The organism is Stenotrophomonas sp. 78350_Sma (assembly GCF_056482105.1).
Genome location: NZ_CM151182.1, coordinates 2,376,354 through 2,398,998 on the forward strand (window position 1 = coordinate 2,376,354; position 22,645 = coordinate 2,398,998).

A 22,645-nucleotide genomic window follows, 5' to 3' on the forward strand; every position below is an offset into this window, starting at 1 on the left:
GGCAGCAACGCCGCTTGGGCCTGGCAACGTCACGCCCGCTGCGGTGGAGTCTCGCTGGTTGCAATGGCCACCGGTGGAGGATGGCCGCTGCATGGCACGGTGAACGCGCATCGCCGGCGCCCGTGGTCACAGACCCAGCGCTCGTTTGTGCGCCAGTGCCGCCTTCGCGCGCCAGCCCATCACCGCTCCGCCCGCCGCGAAACCGATCGCGTAGTGCAGGCCGACGTTGGGTGAGGTGCCAAACAGTGCAATCACGCCACTGACCAGCCCGAGCACGGGATACACCATCCCCAGCAGCAGTACCCGCAGTGAACGGGACCGTTCAATGCCCGCCACACCGGCGTGGCGCCAGCGCACGAAGCCATCGTGGAGCAAGGCGTGGCTGAGCGCGGCGATCCCGCCGAGCAGCACGCCAGCCAGAACGTGATACAGCTCGATGGAAACCCGGGCATGCAGGGCTGACATGACCGGAAACAATGCGATGAAGAGCACGAGCATGGTCATGTCGGCTGCGTGTGCGCGTCGGGAAATGGTGGGTGTCATCGGGGTTTCTCCTTCTTTCGTGCGATGAAGTGGGCGATGGCGTCGGGGTTTTCCCATAGGGGGCGTACGTGTGCTCGGTCAGCCTGCTGCTGTGCGGCCAGGGCTTGGTCAGGCGACCAACCGTGGCGTGCTCGCCAGGCCTTGGACGGACGATAGAAGTTGGCGTGCTGCAGTTCGATAAACCCTTTGCGTCTGAGGAAGGTGGGCAGCCTGGGATTCTGTACGCGCTCCACAAACAGCGCCGGCCACGGAATCAAGGTATCGCACAGCTCAATGAATTCGGTCAGCCAACCGCGGCCTTTGAGGCGCGGGTTGAGCTGGATGCTGCTCAGGGTCAGTACGGGGACGTCATCACCCAGTCCAGCCAGCACCTGTCGCGCGTGCTTGATCCAGATCCGGCTACCTGCTCGCTTGAGCTCAACACAGTCGGGGATCTCGTCGGCCTCGACCAGCGAGATCCATTTGAAGAGCTGCAATTCGATGCTGGGGATTTGGTTCAACTGGGCGTTGCTCATCATGGAACGGTTACCTTTGCGGGTCTGGTGCAGCGAGCAGGATCTGCGGCGGTACCGCTGCCCTGCCCCGCCGGCGGGTGATTGCGCTGGAGCAGCAGGTCGCGCCGGTCATCGGCTACCCCGAGCGCGCCTTGCGGGCCGGTTTGGGCTTGGTTCGCGCCGGCGCTGCCGGCGGGGTGAGTGCAGCGCGTACCTGCTCGGGCAGATCGCCCAGTCGCTCAAGCTGGCTGGCATAGGCGCTGGCCAGTGCACGTTGGATGTCGCGCTCGCGCAGCGCCTGGGCGCTGGCGTGTTCGGCGTGCTGGCGGGCCGTACTCAGCTCGCTGAGCTCACGCTGGTGCTGACGGGCTTGCGTGGTGACGCTGCGCTGCAGCTGCTGCAGGGCTTGTCGCGCCCGGTCCACCTCGGCCAAGGCGCGGTCCTCGGTCGCGCGCAGGTGCGCCAGCAGCTCATCGCGCTCAGCGGTGTGCTGGTCGATTTTCTGCGCCAGCTCGGTGCGCAGCGCGGCCATTTGACCTTCCAGGTGTTCGTTGCGGGTATACGCGCCGTCGCGTTGGCGGCGCAGGTCGTCGCGCTGGTCATGCAGCTGTTGCAGCTGCTCGCGCAGGGCGGCGGCACTGGCCTCGGCCGTGCGGGCCTGGTGCTGGGCTTGGGTCAGCTGCTCCAACGTCTGGCTGCGCTCATGTGCTAGCACGTCTTGCTGGCTGGCCAGGGCGGCCTGCGCGGCTTGCAGCTCGGCGCGTTCGCCGGCCACCGCGGCCCGCGCGTGTTCGGTGGCGGCCTCCAGGGCGGCGGCCCAGCAGCCTTGCGCCAGCGTGTCCACCGCCGCCGGCACGTCCGGGCGGTTCTGTTCGCGGGCGCGCTGGCGCAGGCGCGCGCCGACGCTGGCCCACCAGCTGTCCAGGTGACGGGTCACGGTATTGGGGGAGCCGGTGCCCAGATACGCGCGGATCCGTTCCACGGTCGGGCGCTCGCCCGTGCTGACGATGTCGTCGGCGGCGTCATGGACGTTCAGTTCGGTCAGGCCACGGGCCATGAGGGCTCCTATGTTCAAACTTAGGGCGGCAGGTGATCTACTTCCGATAATGTAGAATTATCGGAATACGATGACCCTATCTGTAATGAGGGATACATACTACATATGAAAAGCATCCCTTCATTGACCGTTGATCGGCTCCCTACCCTGCCCGATCCTGCACAGCTGTCTGCTGGGGCGGCCGCCGCCGCCGACCAGATCGTGGCGGCGGCGCGCAGTGCCAACACCATGCGCAGCTACCGTACGGCCCTACGCTACTGGGCCGGCTGGTATCAAGGACGCTACGGTCAGGCGCTGCGCCTGCCGCTGCCGACGGCAGCCGTCGTGCAATTCATCGTCGACCACCTGGCTCGCGATACCGCCGAGGGCCTGCGCTGGGAGTTGCCGGCCGCACTGGATCACGCACTGGTGACAGCCAAGCTGAAGAGTCAGCCCGGACCCTGGCGGCTGGCCACCCTTACCCATCGCGTCTCGGTGCTGAGCAAGGTCCATCAGCTGCAGCAGCTGGCCAACCCCATCGACAGCACAGAGGTGCGGCAGCTGCTGGCCAGCGCCCGCCGCGGCGCGCACAAGCGCGGCGAGCGCCCGCACAAGAAGGCCGCAATTACCCGGATCGAGCTGCAGGCGCTGCTGGCCACGTGCGGCGACGATTTGGCCGGGGTGCGTGATCGGGCCCTGCTCTACTTCGGCTTTGCCAGCGGCGGCCGCCGTCGCAGCGAAGTTGCTGCGGCGACCCTCACGCATCTGCGCCCGCTGCCTGAGGGCGGATTCGTCTATCACCTGGATCAGGGCAAGACGCTGCAGGACGGCCCTGGGGCGGGCGGCAGTCCTGATAAGCCGTTACTGGGCGCGGCTGCCATTGCGCTGCAGGCCTGGCTGGACGCCGCCAAGCTCGCCGAAGGGGCGCTGTTTCGCCGGGTGTGGGGTAACCGGGTCGGCCCGGCGTTGAGTGATCGCGCCATTGCCCTGGTCATCCAGCGCCGCGCCGCGCTGGCTGGCCTTGAAGGCGATTTCGGTGGACACAGCCTGCGCTCGGGGTTCGTTACCGAGGGCGCCAGGCAGGGCGTGGCACTGCCCGCGCTGATGGCCATGACCGATCACCGCTCGGTGGCCAGTGTGATTGGCTACTTCCAGCAAGGCGGCGCGGTGAACAACCCCGCAGCGCGGCTAGCGGAAGCCCCCTGATCGCTGGCTAGACCTTCCACGTCCAGTTGGAGCCATGAATGCGGCGATTATCTTGCTGGGTCCAGTCGTAGGGTTTCCACATCAAGGTCGGCGGCGTGCCGCCATACTTCGACTCATCGGCCAACCGGGTGAACACCTCGTCGGTGATCCAGGTGGTCGGATCCAGGTCCAGCTCGGTCAGCTTGGCGGCATGGTTGGCGGCGCGGCCCACCCACACGATGTCGTTGCCGCCGCGAACCCCGGTGCGCGCAGCGCGGATCGTGCTGCTGTCGACCCCGACCACTTGCGTCACCGTCCCGGTCCAGTGCGGATACTGCCGCTGTAGCGCGGGTACCACGATGTTTTTCACCGCATAGTTGATTTTCAGCCCGGCCTTGGCCGCAGGCGTGGCCTGCCGGTCACCGACCCAGATGCCCATGACGCGGTCACCGTCGTAGGAGGTGATCTTGCCGCCCTCCTTCTTGATGATGGTGGCGGCGCAATGCAGGAACGCCTTGTAGATCTCCGCGCTCAGCCACCAATGCTCGACATCGACCATCTTGGTAGAGCCCTTGAGGTCTGCGTACAGCACGGTGGCGCGATCGAACTCGACCGCATCATTGCCCAGCCGCAGATCCTCAGGATCGGGCACAACCTGCCCTTGACGGGTTGACCACCTGCTTTGCGCAATCGCTTCTACTGCCGCCGTCATCTCTTCCAGCAAGGCCATGGTCAGTCCCTCGGTCCAGCGGCGAGAATCCGGGCGCGGATCTGCTCGCAAGCCGGTGCCAGCAAGGCACGCGCATCGGGACCTGGTTTGTAACGGTAGGGAACGGTCGTCAGCCCGGCCAGGTCACTCGGCAACTTCAGCTTGTCCTCGCGCGGCTCCATCAGGAAGGCACGCCGACGTCCCAAGAAGCCAATGAACATGCCCAGCTCGAAGACGACGTTGTCGCGCATGACCGGCCACTCGTCGCCACGGCTGATCACCATGTCATCGGCATGCGCCACGGCAATCGCAAAGTCGGCCTGTTCCAACTGACTTTCGAGCTCATCCAGCGTGTAGTTGGCCGCGCGGAAGACACCGTGGTCCCAGACCACCGTCAGGAAGGGGTCATGCTCGAAATGCTGAACCAGCAAGCGGGTGACCGGCAGCGCCTCCACTGAGGACATCACGAAGACCCGCACTTGTTCGCGGGGCGCGGTGATCATCCGGTTGCGCTCCTTCAGCCGGCGCGACAGGGTAGCCGCCAGCCGTCGCCAGATCAGCGGGTGCGCATCGGCGACGCGACTGAAATCGCTTTCAGGCACCTTCAGCACCACTGTGGGCTCGGTGGCGGTGATGGTCGCCGAACGCAACTGGGTCGGCTCGATGGCTGCCATCTCCCCCACGTGTTCCCCGACTCGGCGGGTATTGACCACTTTGCCATTGACGATCACGTCGACCGCACCGGCCACGATGAAAAAGACGTCGGTTTCGGCATCTTCTTGCGTGATGAAGGACGCGCCAGCCGCCACGTCCAGCAGTTCCCCGGCCTCAGCCAGCTGGGCCGCCGCCCCCTCCAGCCCGGCCAGGGTCCGGAACTCGGCCAAGGCCGCCACCAGTCGCCTGCCGCCGTCGGCAGAAAGTCGCTCGATAATGCTTGCCCCCATACCTTCCTTCCCTTGAAAGTGTGAACTGGCTCCCAATATACGACAAATGAACCAGCCGAAAACCGGTTGGTGCCCGGCCCGAGAGCGACGCGACCCGCTCCGGCCCGGTCTCCATTTGGCCGCAGGGAGCAGGACGATGGGACATAGCTGGAAGGAAGACCGCACCAAGAAGCGCCTGGCCACGCGTTACGAGGAAGTCCGTAAGGTCGATATTCGTGACTACACGCGCGAGACCTCGTTGGACAATATCGCGGTCAACCGCGCCTATCGGGTTAACGGCGCGCATGTCTACATCGACATCGTCAATCTGCAGGACATGCTCAACTGCACCAATGTTGAAGGCGAAACGTGCCACAAGCGCGCTCTCCGCTTCCTGAATCAGCATTACCGCGCCGTCCACCGCATCTTGGTCGAGGGCGAGGCAGTCCGCGTTGACTTCCACAACCAACGATTGCATGCGGTGGTCACCAAGCCCTATGGCGATGCCGACGAGCGCGCACGGATCGAGCGCGCGGTGGCCATTGCCCAGCTGACCATCGAGGTACTGGCCGAAACGGGCGATACCGATGAGCACATCCCCAATGCACAGGTCCGTGTGGGTATCGACAGCGGGCTGGCACTGGCCGTCAACAACGGTCGCCGCGCCAGCCGCGAGCCGCTCTTCCTGGGCTCCCCAGCCAATCAGGCCGCCAAGTGCGCGGGGCATGGCGTGGCGGAGGGCATTTATCTCACCCACGGCGCACGGGCGCTGCTCGGGCTCCCGGTGCTGAGCGGCGACAAAGACCGCACCACGCCACTGACCCAAGACCAGGTGGCGGCCTGCGTTGAGGCGGCAGGCCTGGGTGTGTCCAAAACGCGGATCATCGAGCTCTGGAAGGAGGAGCAGGAGGACCTGCCCATTGGCGAGTTCGAATTCAGTCGACCCACCCCGCCGATTTCCGATCTGAACTTCAGTCTGCTTAGCGCTGCCAATTCCAAGCGCTTCGAAGGTGTGTCGCTGTATGCAGACATCGACGGCTTCACCAACTTCGTGGACAAGCATCTGGAGGAGGATCCGGAGCATCTGGTACGTGCTCTCCATGTGCTGCGCTCAGAGCTGGATGCCGTGGTGCACCTGGATTTCGCCGGGCGACGCATTCGCTTTATCGGCGATTGCCTGCAAGGCGTGCTGCTGGAAGGTACCTCAAAGGAGACCGACACCGAAGCGACGGTGAGTACAGCTGTACAGTGCGCAGGCGCACTTCGCAGCAGCTTCGCCGTGGCCCTCGACTACTTGAACTCCGAGGGTTCGACGACCGAGCAGCTGGGTCTGGCCATCGGCTTTGAGCTCGGGCCGCTGGCACTGTCCCGACTGGGTATGAAGGGAAGCTTGCTGCGTTGCGCAACCGGCAGGGCCGTACTGGGCTCGGAGGCAGAACAGCGACAGTGCGACGGCGTGCAGACCGCGATTGGCGAAAAGGCCTTCAATGCCGGTACCGACGCAGTTCGCCGCGTCTTCACATCTGACCGAAAGGTGGCCAACCTCGACTACGCGGCGGCGGTGGAAGAGCTGGCCGCGTCGGGTGACCCAGTGGCCAAGGCGGTGCTGGCGGCCCATTACGCAGAAGCGGCCCCCGCGGTGGTTCCTGCCCTTGAGCAGCCGATCCGTCCGCACTCAGATATCCGCTGATGGCGTTGGCCTTCGAATTGCTGCAAGGCGTGGCATCGGACTTCGGTGCCACGCTGCGTCGCGCCGCAGGCGGTGCACGGGCTGAGATCTCGATCACGCGTCCAGGCGGAGCTGTGCAGGTGTTCACCCTGGCGATCGCCATCGCCGGGGAGCACGTGTCTGCTCAGGAAGCCCCAGGACACCATCAACTGCCGCAATTCTGCCCTGACAGACACATCAACCCCAACCAAAGCTTCTGCTTGGGATGGGGTGAAAGCAAGCCGGGCCACATCATTGACGAAGCGGCAGCCAGACAGTGGTGGTCGACCGTGTATCGATTCTTGGCCCATCAAATCAGCGCGAACGTACGCAGGGTCTTCCCTGGCGCGGAAAACGGCCGCGCCCATGGCGACGCGGCCAAGCATCAAGCTATCGCAGAGCAGGCAGCCGAATGCTTGGGCCCAGAATTCAAGGCGGCAGCGCAAGCCGGCTTGTTAGAAGTCCGGCAAGATGGGCGACCGGGAAAGCATCGATTGGAGCTGTGGCGTGGCAAACGACTTCTTGCGCGCGTTTCGCTTCGCAGCAACACCCTGCTTTCTGGAAGATTGGCCTGCCCTTGCGGTCGCCATCCTGAGCGCGCGACGGCGGATTGCGTAGACCACGCCGAAGCTCTGGTGACCTTTGTCCTGGAACGGCACCGCTGCTTGCTAGCCGACAGGGCCTTCCTTGATCAATGCGCTGCAGCGGGAATGGTTTGCTGCGGGACCTTGGAGACATGCGGTCTTCGCATGGCCATCCGACGCAAGCTAGTCGCCTCCATGAAGAAAGAGAGCTCTCAACATGCAAGAAGTTCGAAATTCTGGCGACCGCCAGCCAAGTCAAAGCGACCGCGTTAACGCCGCATGGCAGCAGCTGCAGCTCGTGCTTGGCTTCTTCTCGCGAGTGGACACGAAGCTATCGGTCGGTCTGGGCATCAACCTGGGAATGCTGGCGATGCTTTCCACCCGAATCCCCAGGCCGGAAGATCTCACCCTACTCGTCTCAGTCATTGGCGTGCTGTTCCTGACGCCGTTGACGTTGAGCTTCTGGAACCTGTGGTGGGGATACTTCCCAGAGCTTCGCGGCGGATCCAATTCGCTGATCTTCTTTCTTCGAATCGAAAAAATGACCGAGTCTGAGTTCTTGCGCGCTTGCGAGGACAGGACACTGGATGCGTTTGAGCGAGACCTGCTGGGTCAATGCTGGAGGAACTCCAAGATCCTGGCTTCCAAGTTCAAGTGCTTGAAGCGGTCTTACCTCGCTACTGCCCTGACCATTGCACCTTGGATGGCGCTCATTACGCTGCTTCCATCGCCTGCGAAATAGCCGCGCGTCTTCCAACAGCTAAGGTTTATGCAATGGTTCCTCAATCTTAGGCATCCCCTGGCGATCTATGGGGGTGGCACAGGAAGGTCGGCCAACAGGCGCGCTTTGATAGCCTGCCGTTGTCTTCCAATTTCCTGCAAGGTGGATAGAACTCGCTCATGTTCGCGCCGTCGTACGCCACCGCGATCGCATCGACCAAGCGTGCCCAAGTCAGGATGCCTAAAGTGCATCGGACAACTGTAAGAGGCCCCCGGCTGAAGGAGGGCCCAATGTGGCGTGTCTGTCACGCCATCGAGAATTGCGCGTTGGTCTAAGTCAGCATATGCATTCTGAATCTCCGCTAGGGCGTAGACCCAGTGCTGGAAAGAGCTGGCAAGGCTTAGTTGCGCGGCGGGAAGGCTGGGAAGCCCCGTCTGCTCCTCCCAGTCGTCTGCACGATGCCGATCAAACCACGCATCCATTCGCTTGAACTCGCGGTCCCACTGCAGTCGCCAGAGCGCATAGCCCTGTCCCAAGCAGCACATCTCTGGATGTATGCAGATCTCCCTAGGGATGCGCCCTCGCAACCCACCCATGGCCGTTAACGCATATCTGGCGCAAGCGCCATGACCTCGTAGATGGCTTCGTCGGAGGTGACGGGAAACTGCTCTAAACATACGCTGATAGGCCGGGAGCGTATGCTCTTCCGACCTCCCCGCTCGCTGGTCGCACAGAGATATCAGCTTGGGGAGTGATGGGTAGAAGTGGAAGGTGCTTGGTGCCGGCTCCAGCGCCGCAGCGACCAACGAGTTCGGATTCACCTCAATGGCGCGCCAATACCAGCCGGTCTCCTCACGCGTCGACAGGTCTCCCCATAACGGGTGCGCATACCCCGTCCTCGGCGTTTGATATCCAGAGCCGAGCTGGTCTACTGCCCCCTGCCATGCTTCGAGCTCGTTTAGCGCCGAAGCTGCTAGCTTGCCCTGACATTCCCCACGCAGCATGGAGGTTCTTGCGTCGAGCAGGGACTGGCCGCACTCAATACAGGCGTATCCACTGCAGCTTACGCCTTTTGTGTCGAGTGAAGTGCCGCAGTTGGGGCACTGCAGCTGAAGGGGGATACCATGAATAATGCAGTTCCTGAACCTATCGTCCTGCTGATACGCGTAGTGCATCCCGTAACCAACGCATACTGGGCAGTATCGAAGCTCGTCCTCACCAAGCCACCTGCGCGGTTCGGCGAGCAGGTGCGCCACATCACTGAGCTCTTCTTGCTCGGCTAGGTGCGTACCCGCACCCGCATCCGCATCCGCATCCGCATCCGGCAAGAGTACCGCTTGTGCATCCGGCAAGAGCACGGCTTGGCCGCGCAAATGGAATCGCCACGCTCGCTTGGTCTTTAGCCAAGTTACGCGTGAGCGATTTAGCCAGCCCAAAAGCTGAACGATGGACCACGATGAGCAGTGGTCATCGATCAACAGGCGACTCCAGGAAATCATGCGCTATCCTGACGATTAACTCGGCCACGTCGTGCGGCAGACACGAATGCGGGCGGACTACGCGCACCATAATCGGTGTCTTCGATTGCTCGTTCCCAGTCGCTGCGGGTCAGCACCAGATCATCGGCATCGCTGGTCTCCGCGTCGAGGCCCACCAGCATGAGCGCTTCCGCTATCCACTGCATGCTCACCCCCTCTCGATCAATCACGCCCCCGGACCGGGCACGGAACGCCTCAAACATTTCGTCTGCACACCTTGCGAGACGAAATCCCTGTGCGTAAGCACGCGGCCATAGGTACTGGGTGTACGACCACCCAGATCCCGTCGGATACTGCGCCTCCTCGTCACAACAGCGCAGACATACTCGTATGTCAGCCGCGTCTTGCAGGCTTCGGAACTCATTGAGTCGCGACATGAACCTCTCACTGAAGTCCGGCATTTGGACCTTGAGTCGGTCATGCATGGCGCACAGCTGGCTTTGGCCAAACAGCACCACAGTCACTTTGATATCTCGAACAGTGAGCCAGTTGACCAGGCGCTTCAGCCACCCGAGCTCCTTTGCGTGGAGGTTCTGAGCTTCGTCAATTACCAGGAAGATGCGTCTTCCAGCGATAGCCAGCGAGTAAAGCGCTCGTTCAAGCTGATTCCGCTTTCCGGTCAGGGTGCGATCAATGCGGCCCTCATAGCCGATCTCGGAAAGCAGGTCTTCAATCAGTGCGCCTTCCGCAGGGACCTCTTTGGAGGAGGGTTCATAGACTATGAAGCCGCAGCGTGGGAACTGAACAGGTGCCAGCTTTCTCAGGGCGGCAATGCAGGAGGACTTCCCGGAGAGTGGGTGCGCCCAGAATGCAACCGATGACCGCGCACGACGAGCCTTATCGAAGATGAGCGTCGCCGCCTCCCTCACGGCGGGCGTGGCAAGTATCGCGTTACCCCTCAGTAACGGATGGTCAGCGAGCAGGTCCGGATAGGTCGCACGGATCGCCTCCACATTGTCCTTGGCGTGCATAAGCTCCTCACGTTTTCCCAATGACGCTGAAGTCGATCACCGTTGGCTTACGAAGTCGGCGCACAAGCTGCTGTGTGGATTCGCGTTTCGAGTGCATCGGCTGCGGCTGCTCAGAGGTATATCCCTTGCGGGCCTCCTCCGCGACTATGGAGGCAGCTAGCGTCACCCTGGCTGACTTTTCGTTTGCTTCAAGTGCAGCTTGTTCCTGGCCCGCGAGGAACTCCTGGGCGGGATGTTGGTCAAGAAGGTCATGCGCATGCTTGATTTTGGCTTTGAGCAAGCGGCGCATCTCGCGCGAGTGCGGATACCGCCAACGACTGGAGATTGGCAGTAGCTCGTCAAGTACTTCGCCCTCTACGGTGTAGGCTTTGACGGTAGAAATGTCGTTAGGGTCGGCGTGCACTCGGATCTTCTCACCTACCAAGTCCCACCGTGCCGCGAGCTCCCTGGATGAATACTCCACGGAGGCATACGTTATATACGGTAACCTACCCTTTGCTTGACTTCCGCGTACGGTAGGCATGCAGATTTCAAGCCTCAGCGGCAGGGACGTAAGGTTAGGGGGTGGGCACAGTGGCGGCAGTACCCCGCTGGTATTGAAATAGTAATCTAGCAGCTGCTGAGCGGGGCTACTTCCATAATTGGCCTCGGTGGGCTTGTTATTCCACAGCCCTACTGCATTTGTCATTGCATGCATGATGTCCTCCATGGAGATCTTCATGCTTACAGCCGCGCGCTCTGGGTGAACTCGTCGCGTGTCTACGGGATTGTTCCCGGTTGTGGCGCGTGAGCGATGGAAGAGCTCTCGTGCCATCCAGCTGAAAACACGCTCCACCAGGCAGCGCCGCTGGGGGCGCTTGATCGCGCCAAAACTAACAGCGGCACCAGCGGATTCGCGGACCTTGGCGCATACGGAGTCGGACAGGTGCGCCAGCGCGTTGTCGACGAAAAGCGTGTCAAAGCCGATTCGAAGTCCACATTGATTGGTGCGCCGCACTCCCGATAGCAACGCTTGCTTGATTTCAACCGAAAGGCACTGTCCTGCAATCGCTCGATCGATGCATTCAAGGAAGTCCGCACTGGATGGCTGGCGACGCGCTACCAAATCCCATGCCAAGATGTAGTTGGTGTAACGGTCCACCGCTACGATCAGCGTCAATCTCCGGCAGGGGACAAATTTCGTTCCTTTCGGCGTTTCAATGCCGACCGAGATGATCATGTGCACTTCGTGCTCATCTGCCTCTACCACTTCGAAGGGAGCCTTCGCCTCGATCTTTTCCAATGGCGATCTGCCCCGTTTGGAGCGATCTCGGCTAATCTCCCCGAACTGAAGCAGCGCTACCTGTTGATGGTTGTCGGCAAAGAATCGGTGTAAGTATTGGGTAAGACTGGTACGTCCTTGGCGCTCTACGCAGAACGGCCAGTCTGAAGGTCCAAGGCCTGCATCAGTGCAGAGCCTCAGGAAAACTTGATGTGCTGTGCGGGGCGTTACCCTCCCCCGATCGTTCCCCGCAGGGTCGACACCCGTCGCCAAGTACTTATCCAAGGCGACTCGGATGCTCGGACTAATCGTGAACGTCTGGTCAAGCGCGCCTACGTACCCACCGCGTGACAGATGGGGCATTGAGCGGACGGGGCGTCTTCGAACAGGTGGCTTGGTCCGAATTCCCTTTACCAAGCCCATGAAGCCGGCGAGTCGGCCATCGTGCATTACGTGGAGACATCGGTTCAAGAAGAGCACAACCTGATGACATTGGTAGCCGTGTCGCTCTTCGATCAATGCAACTGGATCGCCTGCGAGGTAGCAAGCAAGCGCAGCCCTGCGACGGTTCCATACAGCTAGATCCTCCGGACTAAGCACGCTGAAATCAAACGACGGCCACGCCGACATATCTCTGAGGTCAGCGGGCAACGTTCTTCTTGTGTACCTAGGCAAGGCGGGCATGATCGAGCCTCATCAACCTCGTGTGCAAAGACCATGGCGCGGTATCAAGGTTTGATAGAAATGAGCGCGCTCGCAACGCCAGTACGGCTGCCCCAACTACATGGGATGCATGATGGGCATCCAAGTCATTGACCAGATTTCCCAGGGTGGTGAAGCGGCGAAGCCGGACATGGGATTCCACTTCGTCTGCAAGCGGCGCTAGGTCCACGCCTCCGCACCGGTGAAAGGCTGCGATGGCTGCCTTCCAGTTACGGATGCGTAGGGACGCCTCAATCAGATCGCCAACGGTAATTAATGTGATCGATCGGCCACCGGCCTCTTGCAGTGCGGAAATTTTCTTTAATGCGGTGGTGGAGCCGTCGTCTACCACTCTGCCTTGGGACGCCCCATCCTCAAGGACGACCACCGCATCAGCAATCGCCTCCATGCCGCCTATCGAGAGGTCAACTTCTGGCCCGGCATACTCAGCTCGGTGGACCGCTGGATCACCTTCGCAGTAGTAGAACAGCAGCATACTGAGATCGCCACTGAGGGTTACCGCATGGCTAGCGAGCGGCGACTTGAGGTGCCAGAGATTCGAAGAATTGCTGGTGCGCGCCTGCCGTACGCCCAGGATGCGTTTTCGCGCTCGCGTCGCCAAACTCATCTCAAGAGATCCAGTCCACGCGTCACTATTCTATCGTCTACAACTGACGATCAGGGCGACACCAATGTCACTATCTGGGCCTGCCGTGACAAAGGTCGCCTGCCTGATCGGCAGGCCCTAGGTGTTCGGCGCAACCGTACTCCTAGACTCTCTCGATGACAATTCCGTCCGCGAACCCAAACGGGCTAAGTACAGATTTAGTTGCAGTTTTCCGGACAGAGTACATTTTTAGTGGGTAAGGTCACCCATTCATACTCGTTTCAACCGAGGGCAGTCGTTTGTAAGCCACTGTTTCGCGGTACGACGCCGAGTACAGAAACAGTTGCCCCGTCACTGCCGACCTGCGCGACCTGCGCCGGATTGGCGAGGCGGGCTATATCTACCGGCTGGAGCACAGCAAGACCCAGCAGGCCGGGGTTACGGCCACCTCGACCCCGGAAAAGCCGGTGCTTGATCGGGCCGCCCTCGCCCTGCAGGACTGGCTGGACGCAGCCGGGATCACCGAAGGGGCGATCTTCCGGCGGCTCTGGAAGCAGCGGGTCGGCCCTACCTTGTCCCCGGCGGCTGTGGGTGAGATTGTTCAGCGGCGGGCTCGCCTGGCCGGACTGGAGGGCGATTTTGGCGGACATAGCCTGCGCTCGGGATTCGTGACCGAGGCCAGCCGCCAGGGCATTGCCCTGCCGGCAATCATGCAGCTGACCGAGCATCGGTCAGTGTCGAGCGTAGTGGGGTACTTCCAGACCGGAAGCGCTTCATCAAATCCTGCTGCTCGCTTACTGGAGGACTGACTTCCGGTCGCAAGCCTTGTGCTCTGGCGGACGAGCGAAGCTCAAAGCCTACACTGGGTAGTTAGAGCGTTGATTGGTCAGGAGAGAAAGCCAATTTTGGAGGCTCAAGCGCCGCGGAGGGTTTGCCAGGATATGCTGATCCGCCTCAAACCTGCTAAAGCGGCTCGAACTAAGATTTCGTGCCAGTAAACTACCTTTTCCCTGAGGAAGCAGATCAAATGTTGCCCGATCTCCGAAAGGTAAAGCGCGAGCTACACAAGGTGCACCTCAAAACGATCAGCGCCTTAGCTCAAAAGCAACTTGGAGCATTCTCGGACATCCCGCGACACATGATTCATGAAGGCGACAGTATGGTCACTCTGCGCGCCGATGGGACCGCGGAGGAAAGCGGCATGTCGACGGTATCTGCGGAGAGCTCGATCGATGTCAGAAAAGTAGCGACGCTCACGCCAGCTGAGCGCTACGATGTGTTAGCCGACTTGGCGCGTCGGATGGCTGAGGGGATGTCAAAAAAACTCTACGGCGACCTTGACCGCGCGCTGGAGGCTGCCGGCCAGGTGATAAATGGAAAGGGAAAAGGGTTCACTCCCGAGCTACTCTTGGAGCTACTCGAGAAGATCGAGATGGATTTTGATGATGCCGGTCAGATAAAGAATATGCGGTTGGTCATGCACCCAGAATCCAGGCAGGATTTTGCCAGAGCCCAAAGTCAGTTGGACACGGACCCAGTCCTGCAGCAACGATACAACGAAATCATGCAGCGGAAGCGAGAGGCATACCATGCTAGAGAGGCTGCTCGAGAACTGGTTGGATAGTGCGAGTGAGTTGAGTTACCAGCAAGTCTTTGTCCAGATGCTATCTGCATCCGGGTACACCGTTCTCCACAGCACCCGCCACTGCCTGCTTGAGTTCGGAAAAGACGTACTGGCCATCGCGCCGGATGGAGTGGGTTGCGCCTTCCAGCTAAAAGGCCAGCCCAACAAGCAGATGACTGTGAGTGAGTTCCGAAGGGATATCCAGCCTCAGCTGGTCCAGCTTATGTCCCAGCCGCCCGCAATGCCTGGCTTCCCTCCTGGCATTCACCGGTCTTACCTCGTCAGCAACGGTAGCTTCAGCGAAGAGGTACAGGTAGCCGTTTCACAGATGAACACAGCGCCCTATCCTTCTAAGCTTGAGTTGTGGAGCCGGGGCAAGCTGTTGGACATGGCTCTTAGTGCGTCAACCAAGTTGTGGCCCAGCGAGATTGACGACACTAGGCGACTTCTGGACCTCTACATGGCAGATACCTCGGATCAGCTTCCCTTAGGCCTCCTTGCGGGCATGCTGAGCTCGATTCTTTTGCTGGATCAACGTGATTCTGAAAGTGCCCCCCCGTCTGTCCTGGAGCTCTCTCGTGTTTCCAGCAGTGCAATGTGGGCAACGAGCATTGCTCTGTCACCATTTGTGCTGAGCGAGAACCATCAAGCGGTCGCGGTTGGCTGGACGGTGTGTCGGGCCATGTTACAGGCGATGTACGAGAAGAATGGCGGGAAATGGGAGGTAAGCCACCATTTTGAACTAGCCGAGAGGGCCATCCTTGACGCGCTGGCAGCTCTTTGGGTCGAAGTCAGTCGGCGGGATCACCTTGCGATGCCCCCGGGGTTAGAGGACTCGGTCATCTATGGATGGCGGATCGGCGTGCTGCGAGGGCTGCTGTCATCCCTGTATCTCGCCAACGAATCTCAGCCATTGTTGCCGCCTGAAGAGCACACGGACTTGGGGGCATGGCTCATGGAGGAGCGCGGCGCCCCAGACCTTTGGGGCGAGGCCGCCATTGCTTGCGAGTTTCCCCCTCTACTCGTTCTATGCAAGAAGGGGGACGACACGCGGGTCGCGGATACACTAGCGAGCTTGGCGGCCACCATCATCGCTTTGAACCAAGCAGATTCAAGGCTAGCATTGTCGAGCCCCTACTACGACGGAACGGCTAGCTTTCTCGCTCAGATGTCGCTCGACGTGGAGGAAAGTGAGAAGGAGACTTTTGAGGGATCCTCGTACATGGCACGGGTTCTCCTACTTTCACTGGCGGCTATCGGCGAGAAGTCGGCGTGCAAACGCCTTTGGCGTGACTTCTCCAAACTCTCGCACCGATACTTCCTTCATGCCGAAGAGTGGATGTACCTTGTTCCCACGGCAACACAGGGCCAAGAGCTAACACGCATTTATCCGAGCACGTACGAATGGTCATCCCTGGTCTCGGAGGCCGAGGGGGTCGGGCGTATTCCTAATCTGCCTATTTGGCTGCTCGCAATGTGGTGGCAGGCGTGTCCACACAGAGCTAGCGCAGGGCCCTGGCTAAGCTCGCTAGTATCGAGTCGAACCCAGGTTACGCCGGACATACAATGATACGCGCGCCCCTGGTTTGCACCCCCGCGCCGCTTTACGGGGCGTCGACTTATGTACTAAACCAGAGTCTGACCCGCGGAGTAGCATCTGATCAACTGAATAGCAAGTGCTGCTTGAATTAAGCGTGCGCCTAGAGAATTAACGTACGATCTATGTCCCTGCAAGGTATAGATTTCCCCCTTTCAAGGTCCGGTCATGAGCTTTGATGTCAACGCAATATACGACAAGCCCCTCAACTTTCTGATCGGCTCGGGCGCCTCGTTTGGGTTGCTGCCGACTCTTGCCCTAAATGTCACATGGGCCGACGGCACAGCACACAGCATCGAGACCTTGGCGACGTATTACGAGCAGCAAGAGGATAGGAAGCGCTACACCGCGCTTTTCATGCACTACTACGACCGGTGCATTCGCCCGGCTCAGCAAATGTCGTTCGAAGCCATTCGTAACGACCCCGCGCGAGCGTCTGTCCAAGCCAATTACGAGCGCTTCATTCGGGTAGTCCTCACGCTGCTCCAGCGCCGGCGCGGGATCGACCGGCGCTGCAACGTATTCACTACCAACTACGACGGGTGTCTGCCGGAAGCGGCCAATCGTATTACGCTCGACGGCGGGCAGGATTTCGTGGTCAACGACGGGAGTCGTGGCTTCTTCCGTCGTGTGGTCGAAGCGCGCAACTACAATACCTACCTGACGCGCACAGGCATCTTTGAACGGCACCGTCAGACCGTCCCTCAGATCAATATTATCAACCTGCATGGTTCGGTCTATTGGTCCCGGCATGCCGATCAAGTCCATGTGAACTACAGTCATGATCACCTCGTGGACGCCCCGTTGGTCGATGATCAGATGCGCGATGCAGTGCAGGCGTATTGGAGGCAGTTGGACGCAGGCGGCCCCGTTACGGCGCTGCCTGATGTTTCCCTCACTCAAGTTCAGATGGACGCCTTCTGGACAGCCTACCGCCAGCTCCCGATTGTGAACCCCACAAAATGGAAGTTCCACGAAACGGTGTTTGAGGAGCACTACTACCAGATGCTCAGGATGCTGAGCTTTGAGCTGGAGCGGGAGAATGCTGTCCTCATTACCTTCGGGTTTTCGTTCGCCGATGAGCACATCCTCAACCTAGTCAAGCGCTCGCTGTCCAACCCGCAGCTGATGGTCTTCGTCACGTGCTTCAATGAGACCGAGCATTCCCGGCTGTCCGCCCAGTTTGCCGACTACGCGAATGTGGTGTGCGTGATGGCCCCGAACGGCCACCTAACCTTCGATGCGTTCAATGCACTGCTCTCTGCCGCCAACCCGCCGCCCGCCGCAGGGCCCGTAGTCGGGGCTGTGCCATGATGCGGGTCGGCGAGGTAATTGCCGTGGCAGGCACTAAGGTCACTCTCCGTATCGACGAGGAATCAAGCAAGGAGGTCCTATTCCTGCGCGGCGAACGGTTGAAGGGCATTTCCATCCGCGAATACCTAGCCATCTCCCGCGGCTTTCGGGACATCATCTGCATGGTTGAAGGTGAATTTTTGGATGAGCGCCGGAGTGAGACGGATGGTGTTCGAACCGAATATGTCCGACGCGTAGATGCGCGGCCAATCGGGTATTTTGAGGAGGGCCGGTTCATCCATGGGATCAAGTTCTTGCCCATGATTCTGGACGAAGCCCACCTGTTGTCGGATCAGCGTATTGCGCAGATTTTTGATCGATCAGCGCATGCCCCGGGCTTGCGCATCGGGGTGTTGCAGAAAGAAGGCCTGCCGGTCGCGCTGCCCTATACTCGCGTCTTCAACACTCATATCGGCATATTTGGGAACACTGGCAGCGGAAAATCCAACACCTTGGCCAAGCTGTACACGGCATTGTTTGAGAGCAACCCGCCTGGCTTATCCCAGCACAGCCGCTTCCTCCTCATCGACTTTAATGGCGAGTACACCCAAGAGCAACTCGTTGATCCACCCCACAAACGGGTGCTCAATGTGTCAACCGGACGTATTCCTGGCGACCACATCACCATCTCGCCGGAAGAGTTCTGGGATGTCGAGACCCTCGCACTGCTCTTTCAGGCCACTCAGCACACCCAGCGCCCCTTCCTGAGCCGGGTGGTAGAGGGGCGCAAACGCTTTGGACACTTGCCAGACTCGTTGACTCGCTATTTTCGCAGTGTGATCAAGAAGACCTTCACCGCGAGCCGCCCCCGTCCAGAGCTCTTGGACCGAGCCCGCTTTTTGGTCCGCCAGTTGGGGCTGGACGACCTCATCGAAGCGCTCGACCAGATTCAATGGCACGGCGGCATGGCGACCTTCAATAATCCGCGGAGTGGTACTTGGTTCAATGCAGACGGGGTTGGCTACGCCGGCGCGCTAGCCCCACTCGTTGACGCTGCACCCCTTCCCGACATGGACGCGTTTGAAGAGTTGAACATTCGCTGCCACCTGGGCCTGATGAACGATATAGGCACGGGGCAGGTTCAACTGGACCACATCTTGCCGCTGATGAAGCGCATGGAAGGAGCAATCGTCATGCTGCGCAAAGCCGTTCAGGTGGCGGTGGAAGATGCCCAGCCCCTCCCCATGGTGACGGTTGTATCGCTTAAGAGGTGCAGCACCGACGCAAAGAAGATTCTTCCCATCCTCATCGCCAAGCACGCGTATCACCATCATCGCGCCGCCGTGGCCTCGCCACCTAACCGCACGTTGCACCTTATTATCGACGAGGCTCACAACATACTTTCCGAAATGTCCGCGCGCGAAGCGGAGGCGTGGAAGGACTACCGTCTGGAACTTTTTGAAGAAATTATTAAGGAAGGACGTAAGTTCGGCGTCTTCCTGACTATCGCCAGCCAGCGGCCAGCCGACATCTCTCCGACGATCGTATCCCAGATCCACAACTTCTTGATCCATCGTCTGGTGAACGACCGCGACCTGTTCCTGATTGACAACACTATCTCTAGCCTTGACCCGATTTCCCGTGCGCTGATTCCAAACTTGACCCAAGGCTGCTGCGTCGTCACAGGGACTGCCTTCGACCTGCCGATGGTTGTTCAGGTCGACATGCTCAGCAGCAACCGACGTCCGGATAGTGGGGACATCGACCTTCAGGAGCTTTGGCACGCTTAGCGCCAATGCTCCTGGCGCATCTTGCAACGGGGTGTGTGACGGCATGGAACGAATGGGCCACGCAGATATGGTGTTCAAGGTGGACGGGCGCTGGCAAACCCGCGGTGCACCGCCGACAGCGGGGTTCTTTTGGAAAGCCGATACCTATTACTTTTCACTATAGAAATGCCCACGTTGGGTCAGCGGATCCTCTTTCTTACCCGCGATAAATATCCCTAACCCCCTACCCCGCTGATGTCCGCTTCTGGCCAAAAGCAGACCCGACGAACGGATCGGCCTCAAGTCGTGCATCCTCAGAGCTACTAGTGTGCCCACCCACCTTTGGCCGTTAGACAGGTAGTTGCTGCAACCCCTACTCACATGGGAGAGATCAGGCACGTACCTCTCCTTGCTGCAGCCAGTCCTTGCTGATCAATAAGATCTCGGCCAGGCAGAAGGCCAGATAGGTTCTGATGATTAGCGAAGGATGCCGATGCGAGGGATACAGTAGGTGAATCTGCTGCTGGGGCAATGGAAACTGAGGCAACAGTTCCACGAGGTCACCCGCGCGAATTGCATCTGCCGCCAGGAAGGGGGGGCGCTGTCACGACGTCTCCGGCGAGAGCGCGGCTGCGCTGACGCAACCAGCAAATGGCGATCTTCCAGAGCCCGTCTCACCACCATGGCTTCATGGGTAATGGTACCGACACGGAGCGCAACATCGATTCCGTCTTCAATCAGATCGATGCACCTTTCGGTGGTGTACACCTGCAATTGAATGTCCGGGTATTGCAGCTGGAACCGAGACAGCTGCTCCCACCAAGGCTCGAACGCCGGTGGAAGTGACAACCTCAGGCGCCCCCTCAGGCGCGCCTGGTCACTGACGACGGATTGCTGCGCCTCGCTCGGCCGGCCGCACCCGAATCCTGGCCGCCGGCGTAGAGGTGACTGAGGGCAACAACGAGTTGTTCGTGTTCCGTCTGGAGGCCGGTAAGTGGAAGATCCATCGCTACTTGTTCGCCACCAATCAGTCGCGCTCCAGGGGAATCCGTCATGAAGGCATATGTGATTGAACAGGCCGGTGGCCCCGAGGTTCTGCAGCTGCGCGACATTGGCGCACCCGAGAGCAACAACGATGAGATACTCGTCAGGGTCCGCGCATTCGGGTTGAATCGTGCCGAGGTCTATCCGGGTACTTGGGCCAAGATCTGAGCAACGTCTTGTTCGGTGACTGCAGGCCGCCCAAAGGCATTGGTCAGTTCGTTGAACGCGGTCGTGAGGAAGGCCAGGCGTGCAGCCGGATCCCACTCGCGTGACTCACGCGAATGACGTACATATGGATCCAGGGCGCGCGTCTGATCTGACTGAAGCTGATCCAACCAGTACACGTTCTCTAGGCCACTCACCCCCACTTCCACGCGGTAGGGCGGTGTTGCGCCAAAGTGGTCATAGAACGCCAGGCTGCGTTCCAGCATGGTGGACCAGTCCTTAAGAAGGCGCGCATAGCCAAGGTAGGTAAGCCCGTTCTCAGATGTAACAACGTTGCCATCGAATGCCCAGAGCTCGCCCGTCTTGTCAAACCACTGCGTGACAGTATGGGTCGCGCCCGCAGTGCCCCGCCACAGTCCAACAGCGACAGCGCCAAGAGCGTTGGCTCCGCCATCGCCGCTGCCGCGGCGTGCCAGCGGCGACAAGCTGCCTTGGCCGCGCGCATCACGGACCTGCTGCCGGGTTGGCTTCTTGGTCGTCCATCCCGCGGGAACCATCCGGAAGTAGCTACGGGTCGTGCCTTTCACTTCAAGTGTGTGCTCTCCAGATCCCCCAAAAAAGTCACCGTGTTCAATGCGTTCATCCGGTCGCAGCCACGTCGAGGGATCTCCATCTCGAGACGGGTACTGCGCGAATTCGATTTTCACGTCGTGCCGCGAGAGCGCACTCTTTAAATTTACCTGTAGCGCGGACGTAAGCTCTTCCACGAGTTTGTCTTTCGCCGCGCGTATCTTATCTTCGTCATCAGTGCTCCGAAGATGATAGGTAATTGCACCGCGCCGATGTCGCAGATCAAACGGCAAGTCTTGCGGCTTTCCACCGTAGGCGGCATTGGCGATCAGAACGATGGGTTCATGACCTAAGACTTTCATTGCGTGGCCCAGCTCGATCATGACGTTCGGGTTCGGAACCTTCTTTCCTTGCCCCGTTGTAGCAATTGGTGTCACGTCTGCGACAAAGGCATCCGATCGTTCGATCTTCTCGAAAATGGTTTTTACGATCTCGACAAGACCGGCCTCGCCTTTGGTGTCGTGATCGAGCTCGGGGCGCTCGGCTGGCGACAGCGCTAGGTCATCGGCGATCTTATGCAGCGCTTCCTCCAAGGCTTCTTGGATAAACGCCTTCGTGACAGCCATCGGAAGGTCACTTTGCCACGACCAAAATACCTTCATACATTTTTGTCCTTGGTTTTAGGGGTAATTGTAAGCGATATCCTCCTTTGCGGCTCACGTCAGAAGCTACTTGGCGGTCATCTTGGTCGTGGCGAAGCACTATTGCACCCTAGCCAGAGGCGGAGATCGGCTGACTTAGGTTGATTCGAGTGTGTTGGCTTTGACCTGGATGTCCCCTTTGGGTCGGGAGTAGCAATCCGTCCTACCCCCGATAAACATCCCTTATCGCGACTGGACTGACTTGGCAGGCAGAACGTTTTTTTGCGCAATCACCAGCCTTCTCACGTCGCCCACAGGCACAAGAACTGTAGCCTTCTGAATTGGCTCCCAAAGCACATAGCTATCCCCCAGGCGTCCCACCAGACTCAGGCTGCCTTGCACCCCTTCATCAATAGTCACATTGACCGTGTACTTGCTGCCGCCAGAAGTAATCGCCTTGGCGCGTTCGAAGCCAAGCCAGTTTGACGAGATCGGGACATAGACAATCATCACGAGCGCATAGACCAGCCACGGCGAGTCCTTCACGGCGGCTGGCAGCACTGGGGACAGGCGTACTGCCATTGCACATATGCCCGTCAGCGCCACACCTATCAAAACGGGCCAGGTATTGGACCACCAAAGCAAGGCGCCCATTCCAACAAGACAAAGAGCAAGGGTCAGCCGCATCAGCAGATTGACTTGGGGCGGCCTCGCTGTCACCTTCCCTTCGACCCACCCTCCAAACAGCAGCGCAATTAGTATGAAGAACAGCACCATGCCGATCCCCGCAAGCCCTGCCAGCGCAAGCTCGCTTACGGCAACAAACTGAAAGGGATCCAGGCCGAAGTGTCCCCAATACGCCTTCAAATAGAAGGCGCCTTGAACCAAACCGAAGGTGACCAGCGCCGAACCCCAGCCAGCAACATCGGCCATCGTTAGCGTCTTCTGTGTACGTTCCAT

The 22,645-nt window shown here is 59.9% G+C and carries 20 protein-coding genes and 1 pseudogene; 10 read left to right on the forward strand and 11 right to left on the reverse strand.

The features are described from left to right. Positions 1–126 precede the first annotated feature (126 nt). From ACZK4H_RS11080 to ACZK4H_RS11090, 3 genes are all read right to left on the reverse strand, one after another. Positions 127–543 carry a hypothetical protein gene (locus ACZK4H_RS11080; protein WP_099552206.1) on the reverse strand — a complete coding sequence of 139 codons (417 nt, stop codon included), beginning with the start codon at positions 541–543 and terminating at the stop codon, positions 127–129. Next, positions 540–1,061 (reverse strand): hypothetical protein, encoded by a 522-nt coding sequence (locus ACZK4H_RS11085; protein WP_099552205.1) that lies wholly within the window; start codon positions 1,059–1,061, stop codon positions 540–542. Before ACZK4H_RS11085 ends, ACZK4H_RS11080 begins: the two co-directional genes overlap by 4 nt. A gap of 112 nt (positions 1,062–1,173) precedes the next feature. Beyond that, on the reverse strand, positions 1,174–2,094 hold the full coding sequence (locus tag ACZK4H_RS11090; RefSeq protein ID WP_099552204.1) for a DNA-binding protein: 921 nt from the start codon (positions 2,092–2,094) through the stop codon (positions 1,174–1,176). A gap of 105 nt (positions 2,095–2,199) precedes the next feature. On the opposite strand from ACZK4H_RS11090, the gene ACZK4H_RS11095 reads away from it, so the two are divergent. After that, entirely contained in the window at positions 2,200–3,279 is a 1,080-nt protein-coding gene (locus ACZK4H_RS11095) for a site-specific integrase (protein WP_099552203.1), read from the forward strand. A gap of 7 nt (positions 3,280–3,286) precedes the next feature. On the opposite strand, the gene ACZK4H_RS11100 is transcribed toward ACZK4H_RS11095, so the two are convergent. After that, positions 3,287–3,988: an adenylate/guanylate cyclase domain-containing protein gene (locus tag ACZK4H_RS11100; RefSeq protein ID WP_143567591.1), complete on the reverse strand. Its 702-nt coding sequence runs from the start codon at positions 3,986–3,988 to the stop codon at positions 3,287–3,289. 2 nt (positions 3,989–3,990) lie between these two features. Continuing rightward, positions 3,991–4,911, reverse strand: coding sequence for a TIR domain-containing protein (locus tag ACZK4H_RS11105; protein WP_099552201.1), 921 nt, complete (start codon positions 4,909–4,911; stop codon positions 3,991–3,993). A gap of 136 nt (positions 4,912–5,047) precedes the next feature. Here ACZK4H_RS11105 and ACZK4H_RS11110 point away from each other — a divergent pair, with 136 nt between their 5' ends. Genes ACZK4H_RS11110 through ACZK4H_RS11120 form a run of 3 tightly spaced genes read left to right on the forward strand, consistent with a single transcriptional unit; the run spans position 5,048 to position 7,924 of the window. Then, complete coding sequence (locus tag ACZK4H_RS11110; RefSeq protein ID WP_099552200.1) at positions 5,048–6,580, forward strand: adenylate/guanylate cyclase domain-containing protein; 1,533 nt, start codon at positions 5,048–5,050, stop codon at positions 6,578–6,580. Beyond that, a complete protein-coding gene (locus ACZK4H_RS11115; RefSeq protein ID WP_143567589.1) occupies positions 6,580–7,455 on the forward strand; it encodes an E2 domain-containing protein in 876 nt (291 codons plus the stop codon). The genes ACZK4H_RS11110 and ACZK4H_RS11115 overlap by 1 nt, the downstream gene beginning before the upstream one ends. Then, the gene (locus tag ACZK4H_RS11120; RefSeq protein ID WP_099552198.1) at positions 7,400–7,924 is read left to right on the forward strand and encodes a Pycsar system effector family protein; all 525 of its coding nucleotides are present in this window, start codon (positions 7,400–7,402) and stop codon (positions 7,922–7,924) included. Before ACZK4H_RS11115 ends, ACZK4H_RS11120 begins: the two co-directional genes overlap by 56 nt. Positions 7,925–9,398: 1,474 nt before the next feature. Here the strand turns inward: ACZK4H_RS11120 and ACZK4H_RS11125 are convergent. From ACZK4H_RS11125 to ACZK4H_RS11135, 3 genes are all read right to left on the reverse strand, one after another. Then, complete coding sequence (locus ACZK4H_RS11125; protein WP_099552197.1) at positions 9,399–10,412, reverse strand: AAA family ATPase; 1,014 nt, start codon at positions 10,410–10,412, stop codon at positions 9,399–9,401. A gap of 7 nt (positions 10,413–10,419) precedes the next feature. Then, on the reverse strand, positions 10,420–11,631 hold the full coding sequence (locus tag ACZK4H_RS11130; RefSeq protein WP_099552196.1) for a hypothetical protein: 1,212 nt from the start codon (positions 11,629–11,631) through the stop codon (positions 10,420–10,422). Between the two features lie 709 nt (positions 11,632–12,340). Further along, on the reverse strand, positions 12,341–13,003 hold the full coding sequence (locus tag ACZK4H_RS11135; RefSeq protein WP_099552195.1) for a hypothetical protein: 663 nt from the start codon (positions 13,001–13,003) through the stop codon (positions 12,341–12,343). 329 nt (positions 13,004–13,332) lie between these two features. On the opposite strand from ACZK4H_RS11135, the pseudogene ACZK4H_RS11140 reads away from it, so the two are divergent. The 5 genes and pseudogenes from ACZK4H_RS11140 to ACZK4H_RS11160 form a co-directional block, all read left to right on the forward strand. Continuing rightward, positions 13,333–13,791: pseudogene (locus ACZK4H_RS11140) on the forward strand (tyrosine-type recombinase/integrase); the annotation flags it as partial. A gap of 218 nt (positions 13,792–14,009) precedes the next feature. Beyond that, positions 14,010–14,606, forward strand: coding sequence for a hypothetical protein (locus ACZK4H_RS11145; RefSeq protein ID WP_099552194.1), 597 nt, complete (start codon positions 14,010–14,012; stop codon positions 14,604–14,606). Next, complete coding sequence (locus ACZK4H_RS11150; RefSeq protein ID WP_099552193.1) at positions 14,572–16,176, forward strand: hypothetical protein; 1,605 nt, start codon at positions 14,572–14,574, stop codon at positions 16,174–16,176. The genes ACZK4H_RS11145 and ACZK4H_RS11150 overlap by 35 nt, the downstream gene beginning before the upstream one ends. Positions 16,177–16,371: 195 nt before the next feature. Further along, a complete protein-coding gene (locus ACZK4H_RS11155; RefSeq protein ID WP_099552192.1) occupies positions 16,372–17,517 on the forward strand; it encodes an SIR2 family protein in 1,146 nt (381 codons plus the stop codon). After that, positions 17,514–19,286 carry an ATP-binding protein gene (locus ACZK4H_RS11160; protein WP_099552191.1) on the forward strand — a complete coding sequence of 591 codons (1,773 nt, stop codon included), beginning with the start codon at positions 17,514–17,516 and terminating at the stop codon, positions 19,284–19,286. The genes ACZK4H_RS11155 and ACZK4H_RS11160 overlap by 4 nt, the downstream gene beginning before the upstream one ends. Positions 19,287–19,742: 456 nt before the next feature. Here ACZK4H_RS11160 and ACZK4H_RS11165 read toward each other — a convergent pair whose 3' ends face one another. Continuing rightward, entirely contained in the window at positions 19,743–20,114 is a 372-nt protein-coding gene (locus tag ACZK4H_RS11165; protein ID WP_197577775.1) for a LysR substrate-binding domain-containing protein, read from the reverse strand. Between the two features lie 204 nt (positions 20,115–20,318). Here ACZK4H_RS11165 and ACZK4H_RS11170 point away from each other — a divergent pair, with 204 nt between their 5' ends. After that, a complete protein-coding gene (locus ACZK4H_RS11170; RefSeq protein ID WP_197577774.1) occupies positions 20,319–20,477 on the forward strand; it encodes a hypothetical protein in 159 nt (52 codons plus the stop codon). Here ACZK4H_RS11170 and ACZK4H_RS11175 read toward each other — a convergent pair. Beyond that, positions 20,450–21,670, reverse strand: coding sequence for a hypothetical protein (locus ACZK4H_RS11175; protein ID WP_143567587.1), 1,221 nt, complete (start codon positions 21,668–21,670; stop codon positions 20,450–20,452). The genes ACZK4H_RS11170 and ACZK4H_RS11175 overlap by 28 nt on opposite strands. A gap of 258 nt (positions 21,671–21,928) precedes the next feature. Next, a complete protein-coding gene (locus ACZK4H_RS11180) occupies positions 21,929–22,645 on the reverse strand; it encodes a hypothetical protein (RefSeq protein ID WP_099552189.1) in 717 nt (238 codons plus the stop codon).